The sequence below is a fragment of the Streptomyces sp. NPDC094147 genome, from assembly GCF_044764265.1.
Lineage (GTDB): Bacteria > Actinomycetota > Actinomycetes > Streptomycetales > Streptomycetaceae > Streptomyces.
In genome coordinates, this window is the sequence record NZ_JBIWHT010000006.1 from 126,268 (window position 1) to 142,579 (window position 16,312).

The following is a 16,312-nucleotide window of genomic DNA, read 5'->3' on the forward strand; positions in this document are numbered from 1 at the left end:
GTCAGTTATCTGCCTGGAGTGCCGAGATGAAGCCGTGCCAGGCCCGGTCACCGAAGAGCAGCGCGGGGCCCTCGATCCGCTGGGAGTCGCGCACGGCCAGCAGCTCGCCCTTGAGCCTGGCCGTCTCGACGCAGTTGTTCATGCCCACGCTGCGGCTGCTGCGCCGCCACCGGGCACCGTGGAGGGATGTACTGGAAGGAACGTGCGCAGGGCGTGCGGACATTCATGCCTCCCCACTCGCCGTGGATCGGCCCGGTTCTTCCCGGGCTGTCCGGGCGATGAGATCCAACGAGTCCTCGCAGGAGAGTGCGAGCGACTGAACGGTCTGGAACGCGGCGTTGTACGCCTCAAGGTCTTCTCTCCGTTCGAGATAGAGGCTACTCGTCAAATGGTCGAGAACGACCACATCCAGATCTGAAATGTCCGGAAACGAAAAGATAATGAAAGGGCCGGTGAGCCCGACGTAGCCGCCGTAACGGAAAGGAATGACCTGTAACCGGACGTGGGGCCAGGCGGCGGCCGCCAGCAGATGCCGTAACTGATCGCTCATGGCCGCCGGACCGCCCACCTGACGCCGCAGCACCCCCTCGTCGAGCACCGCGCTGAGCGCGAGCGGCGGATCGCCCCGCAGCACCTCCTGGCGGGCCAGCCGCACCTTGACGAGCGAGTCCACCTTGTCCGGCGGCAGGGACGCGAGCGCGGCCCGGGTCACCGCGCGCGCGTACGCGGGCGTCTGCAGCAGTCCCGGCACCACCGAGGTCTCCAGCGTGCGCGCCGTGCGCGCCTGCGACTCCAGGCTGATGAAGTCCCGGTACTGCGGCGGGAGCAGACCGCGGTACGCGCGCGCCCAGTGCTCCCCGCCGCCGTCCGCCGAATCCGCCAACGCCTCCAGGAGTGTGCGGAGTTGGGGATCTCGCACCTCGTAGGCGTCGAGCAGGCGGGCCACGTCCGCGGGCTTCGCGCCGCTGCGGCCGGTCTCGATCCGGCTCACCTTCGACTGGTGCCAGCCGACCAGGCGGGCCGCCTCCCCGCTCGTCAGACCCTTCCGGTCGCGCAGCCCTCGCAGTTCCTCGCCCAGCTTGCGGCGGTGCACCGCCGGTCCGTGCCACATGGCCGTCTCCTTCGCCTCCGGCGCCTTCGGCGATGGGTAAGTGTGAGCCCAATTACGCTCTGTCGCCGCAGAGTTCACCGCTTTGAGCGACAGATATATGCATATCTTGGTGGATGGCACCCAAGACCGGCACGATGAGTGGCACTCTGGCGCGAAGCACAATCCGAGGCCGACCTCGTCTCCGCGAGCGCTCATCCGCCAGGAGTCCTCTGGCCGGCCCGGGTGGGAAAGGGACAGCGTCGCCATGGCAGACCATCTCGAAGCATCAATCACTCTGCCGAGCGAACCCGCCTCGGTCTCCGCGGCACGGCGATACGTCGCCGAGGTTCTCACCGATTGGGGTCTGCCGTCCGACGACGAGACCGGCGACACGGTCCGGCTCATCGTGTCCGAACTCGCCACCAATGCCGTGCAGCACACCTTCGGCCAGTCACCCACCTTCACCGTGGACGTCCAGCTGGAATGCGAGGAGGAGCTGCGGGTCGGGGTGACCGACAGTCATCCGCGCTGGCCGAAACGATTGCCCGCCGCCGTCCAGCAGGACAACGGCCGGGGCATGGTGATCGTCCGCTGGCTCGCGGCCGAGTGCGGCGGCCGGCTCTCGGTCGAACCCACCGCGGACGGCGGCAAGACGGTCTGGATCGCCCTGCCGTGGACGGCAGTGGTGCAGAGCGGCTAGCGGGGCTCACTGCCCGGCCCCGGAGCCGCCCTGGGGGCGCGGGCCGTCCCGGTGCGTGGGCGCGCGCATCGGGACGGCCCCGCCGGCGGGGCGGTCAGCCGACCCGCCCGTATAAGACGCTGCCGCTCCAGATCCGTTCGAGGCGGACCACCGCGCCGGTCTTGGGGGAGTGCCAGATCTTCCCGTTCCCGGCGTAGATCCCCACGTGGTAGACGTGTCCCGCCGAATGGAAGAACACCAGGTCTCCGGCTTTGCGGGAGGAGGCGGAGACATGCCGGGAGCTGTTGTACTGCTGCTGGGCCGAGCGGGGCAGCTTGTGGCCCGCCTGCTTGAACGAGTAGAGCGTGAGCCCGGAGCAGTCGAAGCGGTGCGGTCCGGCGGCCCCGTACTGATAGGGCGACCCCTTCTTCGATTCGGCCACGTGGAGCGCCCTGGCGGCGACGGCCGCGGCATGCGCTTCGAGTGTGGCGCCCGGCGCCAGTATGGTTCCCCCCGCCACGGCGACGGTGAGGGCCGTGACGGCGCCCAGGCGGAGCAGCAGAGACGGGACATGTGTCTGCGCGGTCATGCGCAACCCTTCGTCAAACCGCCTGCGAAGGATGACCTGTCGGGTTCGGACCGGCGAAGACGCCCGGCCGCCTGAACGGCTTCACCCCGAGGGACGGCCGACGGCCGGCCGTCCCGAAGAACGCGGGTCCTCCACTCCTGCCGGTCCACTCCTGTCGACCAGTCGTCCGGAGCGGCGGCAGGACTCGGCGTCCGCCCGGACCGCCCCGCCACGGTGGCGGGGGCTTGTCGTCCCAGGGATCTTCACGCACCGACTGTCATATTTTCGTAACGAAACGGCTTTGTGTGAGGGTGCTCACGACTGGGCGATTCGGGTGGACACGGGTGGTTCGGCACCTCCCGAAGGAGGGCTGACGAGCCTCCTACCAGCGACGGAACGATCGATTCCGCGCGTTGTGCAGGCGCTGTAAGGAGCTCATAAGGGGCAGTGGACGTAGTCGGCGGTGGGCCGAACGGGGGTACCCCGTCTGGTCCGTTTCGTCGGCCCCGTCGGCGCGTTGGGCGCCGCCGCTGCGCGCGGCGGCCTCAACCGGTGGTCTGCGGCGGCACCGTGAGCCGCCCCGTGCGGCGCTCGCCGTCCAGCACCCGCAGGGCGCGGGTCAGCGTGCGGGCGTGCACCCGGGTCTCGCCGCGCAGGTGCATCAGGGCGAGCGCGTCCTTCAGCGCGGCCGTCCGGCCGACCAGCGCCTGCGCGGCCCGCAGCGCGCCGTAGGTGTCGGGGCCGTGCGCCGGATTGACGCGACCGAGCAGATCGACCACTTCGAGATAGCAGTCGACGAACTCGGCCTCGGCCCGCGTGAGCGCCGGCAGCGGCGGAAGTTCCGGTGGCAGCACGGCGGTTCACCGTCCGCGCAGCGAGGTCTTGCGGCTTTCGAGTACGTGGTCGGCGAGCCCGTACGCCACGGCGCCCGCGGCGTCGAAGACCACGTCCCGCTCGATGTCGGCGGCCACCTGCCGCGCGGTCCGCCCGGTGTACCGGGCGAGCAACTCGGTCAGGAGCGTGCGGCCGCGCAGCAGTTCGGCGGCCTGGATCTGCAGGTCGGAGGGCTGGCCGCGCAGCGGCTCCTCGATCGCGGGCTCCCTGAGGAGCACCCGGGAGGCCGGTTGCACCAGGCGTTTGCCGGGCGTCCCGGCCGCGAGCAGCAGCGCGGCCACCGAACTCACCTGACCCAGGCAGAACGTCTGCACGTCGCAGGTGACGAATTGCATCGTGTCGTGGATCGCGGTCATCGCGGTGAGCGAGCCGCCGGGGGAGTTGATGTAGAGCGAGATGTCCCGGTCGGGGTCGGCGTGCTCCAGGTGCATGAACTGGGCCATCACATCGTTGGCCGAGGCGTCGTCGACCGGGGTGCCGAGAAAGACGATCCGCTCCTCGAAGAGCTTGGAGTACGGATCGAGCGTGCGGACCCCGGAGGCGGTGCGCTCCGAGAACTCGGGCAGGACGTAGCGGGCGGCAGGGCGGTGGGTCATGACGTACCTCTCCTCGACCGGATACCTCGACCGGATGTAAAAAATGTACAGGACGTACAGATCGATGAGGGGTGGTTTTCGCTCTCGGCGAGCGGGGGCCTGGCTCAATAGGCGCTCTCCCGGTGATCCCCGGGGGTGACTAGCGTGCGTCGGCGCGGGGGTCACCTGGGGAGAGGGCTCACTGACGTGTTCTATTACGCATTCCGTCTCGTGGTGCTGGTGCCGCTGCTGCGGTGGCTGTTCCGCCCGTGTGTCGAAGGGGCCGGGCGGGTGCCCGAGGCAGGTGCGGTGATCCTCGCGGGGAATCACCAGTCGTTCACCGATCAGTTCCTGCTGGGGGTGACGCTCAGGCGCCGCCTGACCTTCCTGGCCAAGCAGGAGTACTTCACCGCGCCGGGGCTCACCGGCCGGGCGACTGCCGCGTTCTTCCGCGCGCTCGGGCAGATCCCGGTCGACCGCTCCGGCAAGGCCGCGGCCCAGGCGGCGATCGACACGGCGCTCCAAGTGCTCGGCAGGGGAGGCGTGTTGGGGGTGTTCCCGGAGGGGACGCGCTCGCACGACGGACGGCTCTACAAGGGCAAGGTGGGTGTGGCGGCGATGGCGCTGCGGTCCGGCGCCCCGGTGGTCCCGGTCGCGATGATCGGAACGTTCGAGGCCCAGCCGAAGGGGCGGCGGCTGCCCCGGCGCGTACCGATCACGATCCGCTTCGGTGAGCCGCTGGACTTCTCCCGCTACCGGGGGATGGAGGACGAGCGCTTCGTGCTGCGGGCGGTGACGGACGAGATCATGTACGCGGTGCGGAAGCTGTCGCAGCAGGAGTACGTGGACGTGTACGCGGCCGAGGCCCGCGCGACGAGGGAGCTGGGGGTGGCGGCCGCCTGACGCGCGGGGCGCGGGCCGGGCCGGGGCTCGGCCCGCGCCCCGCAGACGGGTGCCGAGGTGTCGGCCGCAGGGCTCTGACCTGCGCACCCGTCGATTCGCGCGGGCCCCACGGGCCGTGGCGGCGGAGTCTAAGCTGGGGAGCATGGCCTACGAGATTCCGGTGACGCAAGCCCGCGCAGAGCTCGCCGAGCTGATCAACCGTGTCGTCTACGGCGGTGAGCGCGTGGTGGTGACGCGCCACGGGAAGCCGCTGGTCGCGCTGGTCTCCGCCGCTGACCTGGAGAAACTGGAGAGCGAGCCGCAGCAGGACGAGCAGGTGGCGAGCTCCGTCTCGTCCGTACGCCCCCTGACCGCAGCCCCCGGCGAACACCGGCGCTTCGGGATCGCCGCCGAGCACCGGGGTCCGCACGTCGGCGACTGAGCCGTGAGGCGGGCCGCTTACGGACACGCTCCGTAGTCGGAGGGGTCCGCAGTCGCACCCCGGTTCGAAGATCATGTGTTCGCAAAGCGCCAGTTAACGCGCCGGAAAAACTTCCGCTCTAACGTGCAATGCCTGGCCGAGGGGCCGGGAGAGGCCGGTCAACAGGATGTTGACATCGGATACGGTTCCGCTGCGTTCGGGCGGAAAGTACCTGCTCCGGTCGGCCCGCCCCAGACGCTCGCTGGGTCCGTCCACGGCTGTCCGTGAACGGAAGGGCACAACTGTGAGGTGGGAAGCGTGCAACTGACGCCGCACGAGCAGGAACGCCTGCTCATCCATGTAGCCGCCGATGTGGCGGAGAAGCGCAGGGCCCGCGGGGTGAAGCTCAACCATCCCGAGTCCGTCGCGCTCATCACCTCGCACATCCTCGAAGGCGCCCGCGACGGCCGCACCGTCGCCGAACTCATGGCATCCGGACGGAAGTTGCTCTCCCGCGACGAGGTCATGCCGGGCATCCCGGAGATGATCCACGACGTCCAGGTGGAGGCGACCTTCCCGGACGGCACCAAGCTCGTCACCGTCCACGACCCGATCGTCTGACGGGGGAGCGCCGCCGTGATTCCCGGAGAGATCCTCTTCGCCGACGACCCCATCGCCCTCAACGAGGGCCGTGAGACCGTGCGGCTGACCGTACTGAACGCCGCCGACCGCCCCGTCCAGGTCGGCTCCCACTACCACTTCGCCGAAGCCAACCCCGGTCTGAACTTCGACCGAACGGTTGCCCGGGGCAAGCGGCTCAACATCGCCGCGGGCACCGCCGTGCGCTTCGAACCCGGAATCCCCGTAGACGTAGAACTCGTCCCCCTGACCGGACTGCGCATCGTCCCGGGTCTGCGCGGCGAGAGTGGAGGTGCCCTCGATGGCTGAGCTCGACCGTGCTGTCTACGCCGACCTGTTCGGCCCCACCACCGGCGACCGCATCCGGCTCGCCGACACCGACCTGCTGGTCGAGATCGAGGAGGACCGCTGCGGCGGGCCCGGCCGCGCGGGCGACGAGGCGGTGTTCGGCGGCGGCAAGGTGATCCGCGAGTCCATGGGCCAGGCCCGGACCACGCGGGCCGAAGGCGCGCCCGACACCGTTGTCACCGGTGCCGTCGTCATCGACCACTGGGGCATCGTCAAGGCCGACATCGGCATCCGGGACGGCCGCATCACCGGCATCGGCAAGGCCGGCAACCCGGACACCATGGACGGCGTCCACCCCGAGCTCGTCACCGGCCCCGAGACCGAGATCATCGCGGGCAACGGGAAGATCCTGACCGCCGGCGCCGTGGACACCCACGTCCACTTCATCTCGCCCACCCTCATCGACCAGGCCCTCTCCTCCGGCATCACCACGCTGGTCGGCGGCGGCACCGGACCCGCCGAGGGCACCAAGGCCACCACCATCACACCGGGCCCCTGGCACCTGGCCCGGATGTTCGCCGCCCTGGAGAACGCGCCCGTCAACATCGGTCTGCTCGGCAAGGGCAACACCATGTCGCGCGAGGCCATGCACTCCCAACTGCGCGGCGGCGCCCTCGGGTTCAAGATCCATGAGGACTGGGGTGCCACCCCCGCCGTCATCGACGCCTGTCTGAGTGTCTGCGAGGAGACCGGCGCCCAACTCGCCATCCACACCGACACGTTGAACGAAGCCGGCTTCGTCGGGGACACCCTCGCCGCCATCGCGGGCCGCTCGATCCACGCGTACCACACCGAAGGCGCGGGCGGCGGCCACGCCCCCGACATCATCACCGTGGTCTCGCAGCCCCATGTGCTGCCCAGCTCCACCAACCCGACCCGGCCGCACACCGTCAACACCATCGAGGAACACCTCGACATGCTGATGGTGTGTCACCACCTGAACCCGGCGGTACCGGAGGACCTCTCCTTCGCGGAGTCCCGGATCAGGCCGTCGACCATAGCGGCCGAGGACTTCCTGCACGACCTCGGAGCCATCTCGATCATCTCCTCCGACTCCCAGGCGATGGGCCGGATCGGCGAGGTCGTGCTGCGTACGTGGCAGACCGCGCACGTCATGAAGGTGCGGCGGGGCGCGCTGCCCGGCGACGGCCGGGCCGACAACCACCGGGTCCGCCGCTATGTCGCCAAGTACACGATCAACCCGGCGGTCGCCCAGGGCCTCGACCACGAGATCGGCTCGGTCGAGCCGGGCAAGCTCGCCGACCTCGTTCTGTGGGAGCCCGCGTTCTTCGGCGTCAAGCCGCAGCTCGTGATCAAGGGCGGCCAGATCGCGTACGCGCAGATGGGCGACGCGAACGCGTCGATCCCCACCCCGCAGCCGATCCTGCCCCGGCCCATGTTCGGCGCGTACGGGAAGGCGCCCGCGGCCAACTCGCTCAACTTCGTCTCCCAGGCGGCGCTTGAGGACGGGCTCCCCGAACGCCTCGGGCTGGACAAGCAGTTCGTGGCGATCAAGAACACCCGACGGGTCGGCAAGGCGGACATGCGCGAGAACGACGCGCTGCCGGACGTCAAGGTCGACCCGGACACCTTCACGGTGACCATCGACGGCGACGCGGTGGAACCGGCACCCGCCGCCGAACTGCCCATGGCCCAGCGGTACTTCCTCTTCTGACGGGCTGTCACCACATGAGTCGCGCAGCACTGCTCGTCCTCGCCGACGGCCGGTTCCCCGCCGGTGGCCACGCCCACTCGGGCGGGGCCGAACCGGCCGTCAAGGCGGGACGCATCCGTACCGCGGCCGACCTCGCGGAGTTCTGCCGGGGGCGGCTGCACACCGCGGGCCTCACCGCCGCGTCGCTCGCCGCGGCGGCGGCCGCGGGCCTCGACCCGCTCGCCCTGGACGAGGCGGCCGACGCCCGCACCCCCTCGCCCGCGCTGCGGGCCACCGCCCGAAAGCTCGGCCGCCAGATGATGCGGGCGGCGCGCGCGACCTGGCCGTGCGCCGAGCTCGACGCGCTGGCCGCGGCCCGTCCGCGCGGCGCCCACCAGCCGATCGTCCTCGGCCTCGCCGCACGGGCGGCCGGGCTCGGACCCGAGGACGCGGCGCACTGCGTGGCGTACGAGACGGTCAGCGGTCCGGCGACGGCCGCCGTACGCCTGTTGAGCCTCGACCCGTTCGACGCGACGGCCGTGCTGGCCCGGCTCGCACCGGAGCTGGACGCGGTGGCCCGGCGGGCCGCGCTCGCCGCGACCGAGGCGGCGGTCGAGGGGCTTGACGCGCTGCCCGCGGCGTCTGCTCCGCTGCTGGACATCTCCGCCGAGGCGCATGCCGCTTGGCCCGTCCGCCTCTTCGCCTCCTAGCCCGCCGAGTGCTGGGGGCTCCGCCCCCAGACCCCCTTCGCCCCGAATGAACCGACCCGCCGTCCAGAACCCCATCCACCTCCCCCCCGGAGCCGCCCCATGCACCTCGACCACTCCCACGAAGGTCCCGCCGCAGTCAGCGCGGACGCGCGCCGTCCCGATGGCACCCGGCGTGCGTTGCGCGTCGGGCTCGGCGGGCCCGTCGGGTCCGGGAAGACCGCCACCGTCGCCGCGCTCTGCCGGGCCCTGCGCGACCAGCTCTCCATCGCCGTCGTCACCAACGACATCTACACGCGCGAGGACGCCGAATTCCTGCTGCGCAACGCCGTGCTGCCGCCCGAGCGGATCCAGGCCGTGGAGACCGGCGCCTGCCCGCACACCGCGATCCGCGACGACATCTCCGCCAACCTCGAAGCCGTCGAGGATCTGGAGGAGGCGGTCGGGCCGCTCGATCTGATCCTCGTGGAGTCCGGCGGCGACAACCTCACCGCCACCTTCTCCAAGGGCCTGGTCGACGCCCAGATCTTCGTCATCGACGTGGCCGGCGGCGACGACATCCCGCGCAAGGGCGGCCCCGGCGTCACCACCGCCGACCTGCTCGTCGTCAACAAGACCGACCTCGCCCCGCACGTGGGATCCGACCTCGGCCGGATGGCCCGCGACGCCAAGGAGCAGCGGGCCGAACTGCCCGTCGTCTTCCAGTCGTTGAGGTCCGAGGATGGTGTCGCCGAAGTCGCCGGCTGGGTGCGGGAGCAGCTCGCGGCATGGGTGGCCTGACCGCCGGCGCGACGGGCCTGCGCGCCAGGGCCCGCATCGTCGCGACCCCCGAAGGCCTGCCGGTACTCGAAGGCGAGGGTCCGCTCGCGCTGCGCCGCACCCGCGCGAGCGGGCCCGGCCACCGCGTCACCGTCATCGGCGCGATGAGCGCCCCGCTCGGCGGCGACCGCATCGCCATCGAGGCTCAGGCGTGCGACGGGGCGCGGCTCGCCGTCGACTCGGCCGCCGCCACCATCGCGCTGCCCGGCCGCGGCGGCGAGCGGGCGCACTACGACGTACGGCTCACCGTCGGCGAGGACGCCGAACTGCGCTGGCTGCCCGAGCAGCTCATCTCCGCGCGCGGCAGCGACCTGCGGATGCGCACCCGGATCGAACTGGCGACCGGTGCCCGCCTGGTGTTCCGCGAGGAGCAGGTGCTCGGCCGCCACGGCGAGGCGCCCGGCACCCTCGCCACCCGCCTCACCGTGCACCGCGCGGGCCGCCCGCTCCTCGACCAGGAACTGGCGTACGGGCCGGGCGCGCCCGGCGGCTGGGACGGGGGAGCGGTGCTCGGCGGGCACCGGGCGGTGGGCCAACTGCTCGTCGTCGGACCGGAGTTGGCGGACCGGCCGGCCGAGCCCCGGATGCTCGGTGAGCATGCCGTGCTCACCCCGCTCGCCGGCCCCGCGTTCCTCGTGACGGCGCTCGCCCCCGACGCCCGGCTGCTGCGCCGGACGCTGGACGAGGTGCTCCGGGCGGGACCCCACAACACGCCGACCGCTCAGCGGAACACCGCGTACCGGCTATCGGTTCGGTAAAGAAACACCCGTACGGCCTGTGCACAGCGGGCACATAGAGGAAAGGATCCCCCGACAGGCCCAAACGGCGCGCTGTTGACCGACAGCGCACTTCAGCAGGGGGAGGTACCACTTGAGACGCACCGCAGTGCTCGGCTCGGCCGGCACTCTGATCGCGGGCACGCTGTTGGCGGGCGCGATAGCGGCTCCGGTCGCGAACGCCGACAACCGCGACCACGGTTGGTCCGAGGCGCGTGGCTCGCAGATCGCCGCGGACCGGGCGGCCAGGCAGGGCATCCACTGGACCGACTGCCCCGCCGACTGGGCGTTGGCCAAGCCGATCCAGTGCGGGTACGTGAGCGTCCCGCTCGACTACTCGCGGCCCAACGGCAAGCAGATCAAGCTGGCCGTCGACCGCATCGGCAACACCGGCACCAAGGCCGAGCGCCAGGGCGCCCTCGTCTACAACCCGGGCGGCCCCGGCGGCTCGGGCATGCGCTTCCCCACACGAGTAACCACGAAGAACCCGCTGTATGCCAACATCTCGAAGGCGTACGACTTCGTGGGCTTCGACCCGCGCGGCGTGGGCCGCTCGACGCCGATCTCCTGTGTCGACCCGCAGGAGTACGCCAAGGCGCCGAAGGCCGACCCGGTACCGAGCGGCGAGGCCGACAAGCAGGCCCAGCGCAAGCTGGCCGCCGAGTACGCGGACGGCTGCGCCGAGCGCAGCGGCTGGATGCTCCCGTACATGACCACGCCGAACACCGCCCGCGACATGGACGTCATCCGCGCCGCGCTCGGTGAGAAGAAGCTCAACTACCTGGGCGTCTCCTACGGCACCTACCTGGGCGCGGTCTACGGCACGCTCTTCCCGTCGCATGTGCGCCGGATGATCGTGGACAGCGTCGTCAACCCGGCCCAGGACAACATCTGGTACCAGGCCAACCTGGAGCAGGACGTCGCCTTCCAGGCCCGCTGGAACGAGTGGGAGGACTGGGTCGCGAAGTACGACGCCACCTTCCACCTCGGCACCACCCGGGCGCAGGTCGAGGCCCAGTGGCTGAAGCTGCGCGCGGACGCCAAGAAGAGCCCGCTGGGTGGTCAGGTCGGCCCGGCCGAGCTCCTCGGGTTCTTCCAGAAGGCCCCGTACTACGACTCGTACTGGGTGCCGGTCGCCAAGGCGCTCAGTGCCTACAAGGCGGGTGACAGCAAGCCGGTCATCGCGGCCACCGCACCTGACATGTCGGACATCAAGGGCAACATCGCGTCGGAGAACGGCAACGCGGTCTACACCGCCGTCGAGTGCGCGGACGCCAAGTGGCCCACCAGCTGGCGCAAGTGGGACCGCGACAACACCCGGCTGAACAAGGACTATCCGTTCCTGACCTGGTCCAACGCCTGGATGAACCTGCCGTGCGCCACCTGGCCCACCAAGCAGCAGACCCCGATCGAGGTCAAGACGGGCCGCGGCCTGCCGCAGGTCCTGATCGTGCAGAGCACCAATGACGCCGCCACCCCGTTCCACGGCGCCGTCGAGCTGCACAACCGCTTCAAGAACTCGCGCCTCATCATCGAGAAGGGCGCCGGTTCGCACGGTGTGACCGGTCTCGTCAACCCGTGCATCAACTCGCGCGTGGACGACTACCTGCTCACCGGCAAGACCGACAGCGCGGACTTCACGTGCACCCCGCACGCAACGCCCGTGCCGTAACGGCCAGTTGAGCCGAGGGGGCGGCCGGAGCACTCCGGCCGCCCCCTCCTGCCGTTCGCCCCTGATGTCAGCCGCGCGCGGCCAGCCAGGCGTCCTCGGCCGCGTAGTCGAACAGGTCGCCGTACCGGGCCATCGGGGGGAACACCTCGCGCCAGTCCCGGCCCTTCAGCTCGGCGGCGAGCCACTCGACCGTCCGCGGCAGCGATTGCACGTACCCGGTCACCGGCCGGTAGCCCAATTCCCGCTCGGCCGCCGACATGTCGTACACGATGGGATGCGGACCGCTCCACGGGGTCAGCCCGACCATCTGCTCCGGCGCGCCCTCCAGCGGCACGATCTCGCTGCGCACCCCGAGCACCTCGTCGATCGCGGCGCTGATCTCGGCCACCGTCGGTGCCTCGGGGTCCGCCGCGTGGAGCACCCGGGAGCCGGGCTTGAGCGCGGCGAGCCGGATCAGTTCGGCGATGTTCGCGACGTGCGAGGGATGGAAGCGGCTCTGCCCGCCGTACGCGAGGATCCGCACCGGCCGCCCGTCCAACGCCCGCTTCACGAAGTGGAGTTCGCGCGGGCTGCGGCAGTGCGGGCCGTGGATCGCACCGGCGCGCAGCAGCGTCGCGGGCACCGGGGAGTCCAGCAGCTCCCGCTCCAGCTGCACCTTCCTGGCCCCGTACGTCGTGTCACCGGGCGCCACCGTGGTCAGTGACTCGGTGATCGGGACCGGGTAGCGCGGTGCTCCGTCCGGCTCGCCCTGGGTGTCGAAGCTGCGGCCCTTGTCGTCCTCGTACACCGCGCCGCTGGAGATCACTACGGCCGACCCGATCCGGTCGCCGAGATGGGCCAACTGCCGTGCGTGCTGCTGCCCGTACGCCACCACGTCGACCAGTACGTCGACGCCGTCCCCGAGCGCCGAGGCGAGCGCCGCGTCGTCCTCCCGGTCGAGGCGCACCCGCTGCACGTCCCCGGGCCAGTCGGCGTCCTGGCCGCTGCCCCGCGACGCGGCCCGCACCTCCCACCCGTCCCCGGCGAGCGCGCGCACCGCGGCCCGCCCGATCTGTCCCGTAGCTCCGATGACGAACGCTGATCCCTTGGCCATGCCTGGAAGCTACGCCGGGACGATCAGCGCGGCCAGATCGTTTCGCCCTGCGCGGATCCGCCCAGGGCCGAGCGGCCGGGGGAACTTCCGGGCTCAGCCGATGATTCCGCGGAACCTCCGCGACTCCTCCGCCTTCACGTCGGCCGCGTACCGGTCCACGTACTCCTGGCCCGACAACTCCATGACCTTGTACATGATTTCGTCGGTGACCGCCCGCAGGACGGCCTTCTCGTCCTCCATCCCGGCGTACCGGGAGAAGTCCAGCGGCTCGCCGAAGCGGACCGCGACCCGTTTGATCCTCGGCACGACCTGACCGGGCGGCTGGATCTCGAAGGTGCCGACCATCGCGCACGGAATCACCGGCACCCGCCCCCGGATCGCCATCACCGCGACCCCGACCTTGCCCTTGTAGAGCTTGCCGTCGGGGGAGCGGGTGCCCTCCGGATAGATGCCGAGCAGTTCGTTCCTGTTCAGCACTCCGAGCCCCTCCCGGATCGCGGCCCGGCCCGCCTCCTTGCCGGAGCGGTCCACCGGAATCTGCCCGATGGCCCGGAAGAAGGCGGCGGTGAGCCGCCCCTTGATGCCGGGCCCGGTGAAGTACTCCTGTTTGGCGAGGAAGGTGATGCGCCTCTTCAGCATCACCGGCATCAGGAAATGATCGGAGAACGAGAGGTGATTTCCCGCGATGATCGCCGCCCCTTCCTCGGGAATGTGCTCCAACCCCTCCATCCTCGGCCGGAACAGCAGTCTCAACAGGGGCCCCAGGACTGCGTATTTGAGGACGTAGTAGAGCACGCGCACGCTCCTCACCATTCGGGGGGTGGTCAGTGTAGGGGGAGTTTCCCGCCCCTGTAACCACCGATGACTGGCGCCGGGGCAGATCGATCAATCGATCATTTAAGGCGAGGTTCTTGAGCGGACGAAGTGCGGAGTGTACAAACCGTTCACGGGAATCCGTTCACGGCAGTCCGTTCACGGCAGTCCGTTCACGGCACTGTGTGCACTCCTCACCCCTTTTCCTCTCCGGCCTGGAGTCTCCATGACAAGTCGCTGGTCTCGTCGTGGCTTCCTGTACGCCACCGGTGCCTCGGCCCTCGCTCTCGGCAGCACGGCCGCCACGTCCGCCGAGGCCGGCGCCGCCGATGCCTTCGACGGGCTGCGCGCCACCTGGCGGACGCTGATCCTCGGTTCCGGCTTCAGCCCCACCGCCGAGCCGTTCAAGTCCCAGCTCGCCGACCTCGGTTCGTCGGCCGCGAACCTGCTCTCCACGATGGCCCCGGCGAGCGGATCACTGTGGCCGGACGCCGTGTACGCCGACCCGAATCCGGGCACCGGCCAGGACTCGTTCGGCTACTCGGCGAGCATGAACACCAGCTGCACCCGGCTCAGGACCATGGCCGAGGCCTACAGCCAGCCGGGCACCGGACTCACCGGCGACACCGCCCTCGCCGCCGCCGTCGTGACCGGCCTGGACCACCTCCACGGCGACGTCTACAACGAGAACCGGGCGCCCTTCGGCAACTGGTGGAACTGGCAGATCGGCGCCCCGCAGGACCTGCTCGACAGCTGCGTGCTGATGTACGACAGGCTCTCCGCAGACCAAGTCGCCAGCTATCTCAGGGCAGTTGACCACTTCGTCCCGGACGGTGCTGTCTCCGTCTACTCCGGAACCAGCACCGGCGCCAACCGCGTCGACCTCTGCCGGGTGCTCGCGGTACGCGGAGTCGTCGGCAAGAACTCGGCGAAGATCTCTCTGGCCGCGAACGCGCTCTCGCCGGTCTTCCCGTACGTGAGTGCCGGAGACGGGCTCTACGCCGACGGCTCCTTCATCCAGCACACCGATGTGCCCTACACCGCCTCCTACGGATCGGTCCTGCTCGGCGGTCTCGGCATGCTGTTCGCCCTGCTCGCCGGCTCCGCCTGGCAGGTCTCGGACCCGGCCCGGCAGATCGTCTTCGACGCGGTGGAGAACGCCTGGGCACCCTTCCTCCACAACGGCCTCGCCATGGACGGCGTCGCGGGCCGCGCCATCAGCCGGGGTGTCCCGGCCACCGGCACCCCGGGCCGCCGGCAGGACGACCATGTGCGCGGCCATGTGATCCTCGCCTCGATCGTGCTGCTCGGCCAGGGCGCGAGCAGCACCGAGAACGCCCGCTGGCGCGGGCTCGTCAAGGGATGGATGCAGCGGGACTACTACAGCCCGCCGATGAGCGACGGCTTCCTCGGCATCGCAAGTCTCGCCCGTCTCAAGGGAGTTGAGGACGACACCACCGTCTCCGCGATCGCCGAACCCGTCGGGCACCGGCTCTTCACGCACATGGCGCGGGCCACCCACCGCCGTCCCACCTGGGCGGCCGCGATCAGCATGGCCGACAGGCGCATCACGTACTACGAGACCGGCAACGGGGAGAACCTGCGCGGCTGGCACACCGGGTCCGGAATGCTCTACTGGTGGGGCGACAGCTACGCCAACGGGCAGTACAGCGATGCCTTCTGGCCCACCGTGGACCCCTGCCGCCTGCCCGGCACCACCGCATCGCGCAAGGTCCTCGCGGATGCGGCGGGCGGTGACTGGGGGGCGTCGAAACCGGACGTCAACTGGGTGGGCGGGGCCACCGACGGCCGGCGGGCGGCCATCGGCCAGTACCTCAAGGGGTTGCAGAGCACCCTGCTCGCCAAGAAGTCCTGGTTCTGCCTCGACGACGCGATCGTCTGCCTCGGCGCGGGCATCACCTGCACGGACGGCACGGCCGTCGAATCCACCGTCGACAACCGCAACCTCGGGCCGGCCGGAAGCGCCGCCCTCACCGTCGACGGAACCGTGCAGCCCCTCACCCACCCCTGGTCGGCGACCCTGACCGGCGCCTCCTGGGCCCATCTCGCGGGCCACGGTGGCTATGTCTTCCCCGGCCGGGCGACCGTACGGGCCCTGCGGGAGGAGCGCACCGGCCGCTGGAGCGACATCAACAAGGGCGGCTCGGCGACCGCGATCAGCCGCCGGTACCTCACCCTGTGGGCCGACCACGGCACGAATCCGTCCGGTGCCGGATACGCCTACGTCCTGCTGCCCGGAGCCTCGGCGGCCCAGACCTCGGCCCGCGCCGACGACACCGGCTGGCTCACCGTCCTCGCCAACACCTGCGACCAGCAGGGCGTCCAGGTGCCCCCGCTCGGCTTCACCGGGGTCAACTTCTGGTTCGGCGGCACCGTCGGCGCGCTCACGGCCAGTGCGCCCTGCGCCGTGATGATCAGCGAGCGGAGCGACGGCACCGCGGTGATCTGCGTCAGCGACCCGATGCGGATGCAGACCTCGCTCACCCTCACCTGGCAGCGCGCCGTCGCCTCGGTGACCTCCAGGCCGCCCACCGTCACCGGCGCCACCACCGGCCCGTCCCTGACCCTCACCTTCGGCGACCTCAGCGGCACCGGGGGAGCCACCCAGAAGATCACCGTCGGACTCGGCTGACCGAGAGACCTCGGGCCGGGCACCCGCGA

18 protein-coding genes and 1 riboswitch are annotated in these 16,312 nt (G+C 70.7%); of the genes, 11 read left to right on the forward strand and 7 right to left on the reverse strand.

Going from position 1 to position 16,312, the window contains the following annotated elements; all coding sequences use genetic code 11:
* Position 1: 1 nt before the first annotated feature.
* Both ACIQ8J_RS12585 and ACIQ8J_RS12590 read right to left on the reverse strand, forming a co-directional pair.
* Positions 2–223 (reverse strand): DUF397 domain-containing protein, encoded by a 222-nt coding sequence (locus tag ACIQ8J_RS12585; RefSeq protein WP_403270128.1) that lies wholly within the window; start codon positions 221–223, stop codon positions 2–4.
* Positions 224–1,111, reverse strand: a complete 888-nt coding sequence (locus tag ACIQ8J_RS12590; protein ID WP_403270125.1) for a helix-turn-helix domain-containing protein — start codon at positions 1,109–1,111, stop codon at positions 224–226. It lies immediately after the preceding gene.
* Positions 1,112–1,355: 244 nt separating this feature from the next.
* On the opposite strand from ACIQ8J_RS12590, the gene ACIQ8J_RS12595 reads away from it, so the two are divergent.
* Complete coding sequence (locus tag ACIQ8J_RS12595) at positions 1,356–1,790, forward strand: ATP-binding protein (protein ID WP_403270123.1); 435 nt, start codon at positions 1,356–1,358, stop codon at positions 1,788–1,790.
* 94 nt (positions 1,791–1,884) lie between these two features.
* Here the strand turns inward: ACIQ8J_RS12595 and ACIQ8J_RS12600 are convergent, their stop codons facing one another.
* From ACIQ8J_RS12600 to ACIQ8J_RS12610, 3 genes are all read right to left on the reverse strand, one after another.
* On the reverse strand, positions 1,885–2,358 hold the full coding sequence (locus tag ACIQ8J_RS12600; protein ID WP_403270122.1) for a C40 family peptidase: 474 nt from the start codon (positions 2,356–2,358) through the stop codon (positions 1,885–1,887).
* A 4-nt stretch (positions 2,359–2,362) separates the two neighbouring features.
* A riboswitch (cyclic di-AMP (ydaO/yuaA leader) is annotated at positions 2,363–2,558 on the reverse strand.
* A gap of 324 nt (positions 2,559–2,882) precedes the next feature.
* Positions 2,883–3,191: a hypothetical protein gene (locus ACIQ8J_RS12605; RefSeq protein ID WP_403270119.1), complete on the reverse strand. Its 309-nt coding sequence runs from the start codon at positions 3,189–3,191 to the stop codon at positions 2,883–2,885.
* 6 nt (positions 3,192–3,197) lie between these two features.
* Positions 3,198–3,827 carry an ATP-dependent Clp protease proteolytic subunit gene (locus ACIQ8J_RS12610; protein ID WP_403270117.1) on the reverse strand — a complete coding sequence of 210 codons (630 nt, stop codon included), beginning with the start codon at positions 3,825–3,827 and terminating at the stop codon, positions 3,198–3,200.
* Positions 3,828–4,013: 186 nt separating this feature from the next.
* Between ACIQ8J_RS12610 and ACIQ8J_RS12615 the strand changes: the two genes are divergently transcribed.
* From ACIQ8J_RS12615 to ACIQ8J_RS12655, 9 genes are all read left to right on the forward strand, one after another.
* Entirely contained in the window at positions 4,014–4,709 is a 696-nt protein-coding gene (locus tag ACIQ8J_RS12615) for a lysophospholipid acyltransferase family protein (protein WP_403270115.1), read from the forward strand.
* A gap of 142 nt (positions 4,710–4,851) precedes the next feature.
* Positions 4,852–5,130, forward strand: a complete 279-nt coding sequence (locus ACIQ8J_RS12620) for a type II toxin-antitoxin system Phd/YefM family antitoxin (RefSeq protein WP_403270113.1) — start codon at positions 4,852–4,854, stop codon at positions 5,128–5,130.
* 297 nt (positions 5,131–5,427) lie between these two features.
* Complete coding sequence (locus ACIQ8J_RS12625; protein WP_329466479.1) at positions 5,428–5,730, forward strand: urease subunit gamma; 303 nt, start codon at positions 5,428–5,430, stop codon at positions 5,728–5,730.
* Positions 5,731–5,745: 15 nt separating this feature from the next.
* On the forward strand, positions 5,746–6,057 hold the full coding sequence (locus tag ACIQ8J_RS12630; protein ID WP_399051746.1) for an urease subunit beta: 312 nt from the start codon (positions 5,746–5,748) through the stop codon (positions 6,055–6,057).
* Positions 6,050–7,771 carry an urease subunit alpha gene (locus tag ACIQ8J_RS12635; protein ID WP_403270110.1) on the forward strand — a complete coding sequence of 574 codons (1,722 nt, stop codon included), beginning with the start codon at positions 6,050–6,052 and terminating at the stop codon, positions 7,769–7,771. The genes ACIQ8J_RS12630 and ACIQ8J_RS12635 overlap by 8 nt, the downstream gene beginning before the upstream one ends.
* A 14-nt stretch (positions 7,772–7,785) precedes the next feature.
* Entirely contained in the window at positions 7,786–8,460 is a 675-nt protein-coding gene (locus ACIQ8J_RS12640; RefSeq protein WP_403270107.1) for an urease accessory protein UreF, read from the forward strand.
* A gap of 99 nt (positions 8,461–8,559) precedes the next feature.
* Entirely contained in the window at positions 8,560–9,237 is a 678-nt protein-coding gene (gene ureG / locus ACIQ8J_RS12645) for an urease accessory protein UreG (RefSeq protein WP_403270105.1), read from the forward strand.
* Positions 9,225–10,034 carry an urease accessory protein UreD gene (locus tag ACIQ8J_RS12650; protein WP_403270102.1) on the forward strand — a complete coding sequence of 270 codons (810 nt, stop codon included), beginning with the start codon at positions 9,225–9,227 and terminating at the stop codon, positions 10,032–10,034. Before ureG ends, ACIQ8J_RS12650 begins: the two co-directional genes overlap by 13 nt.
* A gap of 112 nt (positions 10,035–10,146) precedes the next feature.
* Positions 10,147–11,724 (forward strand): alpha/beta hydrolase, encoded by a 1,578-nt coding sequence (locus ACIQ8J_RS12655; protein WP_403270100.1) that lies wholly within the window; start codon positions 10,147–10,149, stop codon positions 11,722–11,724.
* 67 nt (positions 11,725–11,791) lie between these two features.
* Here ACIQ8J_RS12655 and ACIQ8J_RS12660 read toward each other — a convergent pair whose 3' ends face one another.
* Positions 11,792–12,817, reverse strand: a complete 1,026-nt coding sequence (locus tag ACIQ8J_RS12660) for an NAD-dependent epimerase/dehydratase family protein (RefSeq protein ID WP_403270098.1) — start codon at positions 12,815–12,817, stop codon at positions 11,792–11,794.
* A gap of 93 nt (positions 12,818–12,910) precedes the next feature.
* Positions 12,911–13,612, reverse strand: a complete 702-nt coding sequence (locus ACIQ8J_RS12665; protein ID WP_403270096.1) for a lysophospholipid acyltransferase family protein — start codon at positions 13,610–13,612, stop codon at positions 12,911–12,913.
* Between the two features lie 244 nt (positions 13,613–13,856).
* Here ACIQ8J_RS12665 and ACIQ8J_RS12670 point away from each other — a divergent pair, with 244 nt between their 5' ends.
* Complete coding sequence (locus tag ACIQ8J_RS12670; protein ID WP_403270094.1) at positions 13,857–16,283, forward strand: polysaccharide lyase 8 family protein; 2,427 nt, start codon at positions 13,857–13,859, stop codon at positions 16,281–16,283.
* The last annotated feature ends 29 nt before the right edge of the window (positions 16,284–16,312 follow it).

Coding starts and splice junctions, on each gene's coding strand:
- ACIQ8J_RS12585 (WP_403270128.1), bottom strand. CDS start 223: ATGTCCGCACGCCCTGCGCACGTTCCTTCCAGTACATCCCTCCACGGT.
- ACIQ8J_RS12590 (WP_403270125.1), bottom strand. CDS start 1,111: ATGTGGCACGGACCGGCGGTGCACCGCCGCAAGCTGGGCGAGGAACTG.
- ACIQ8J_RS12595 (WP_403270123.1), top strand. CDS start 1,356: ATGGCAGACCATCTCGAAGCATCAATCACTCTGCCGAGCGAACCCGCC.
- ACIQ8J_RS12600 (WP_403270122.1), bottom strand. CDS start 2,358: ATGACCGCGCAGACACATGTCCCGTCTCTGCTGCTCCGCCTGGGCGCC.
- ACIQ8J_RS12610 (WP_403270117.1), bottom strand. CDS start 3,827: ATGACCCACCGCCCTGCCGCCCGCTACGTCCTGCCCGAGTTCTCGGAG.
- ACIQ8J_RS12620 (WP_403270113.1), top strand. CDS start 4,852: ATGGCCTACGAGATTCCGGTGACGCAAGCCCGCGCAGAGCTCGCCGAG.
- ACIQ8J_RS12635 (WP_403270110.1), top strand. CDS start 6,050: ATGGCTGAGCTCGACCGTGCTGTCTACGCCGACCTGTTCGGCCCCACC.
- ACIQ8J_RS12640 (WP_403270107.1), top strand. CDS start 7,786: ATGAGTCGCGCAGCACTGCTCGTCCTCGCCGACGGCCGGTTCCCCGCC.
- ureG (WP_403270105.1), top strand. CDS start 8,560: ATGCACCTCGACCACTCCCACGAAGGTCCCGCCGCAGTCAGCGCGGAC.
- ACIQ8J_RS12650 (WP_403270102.1), top strand. CDS start 9,225: ATGGGTGGCCTGACCGCCGGCGCGACGGGCCTGCGCGCCAGGGCCCGC.
- ACIQ8J_RS12660 (WP_403270098.1), bottom strand. CDS start 12,817: ATGGCCAAGGGATCAGCGTTCGTCATCGGAGCTACGGGACAGATCGGG.
- ACIQ8J_RS12670 (WP_403270094.1), top strand. CDS start 13,857: ATGACAAGTCGCTGGTCTCGTCGTGGCTTCCTGTACGCCACCGGTGCC.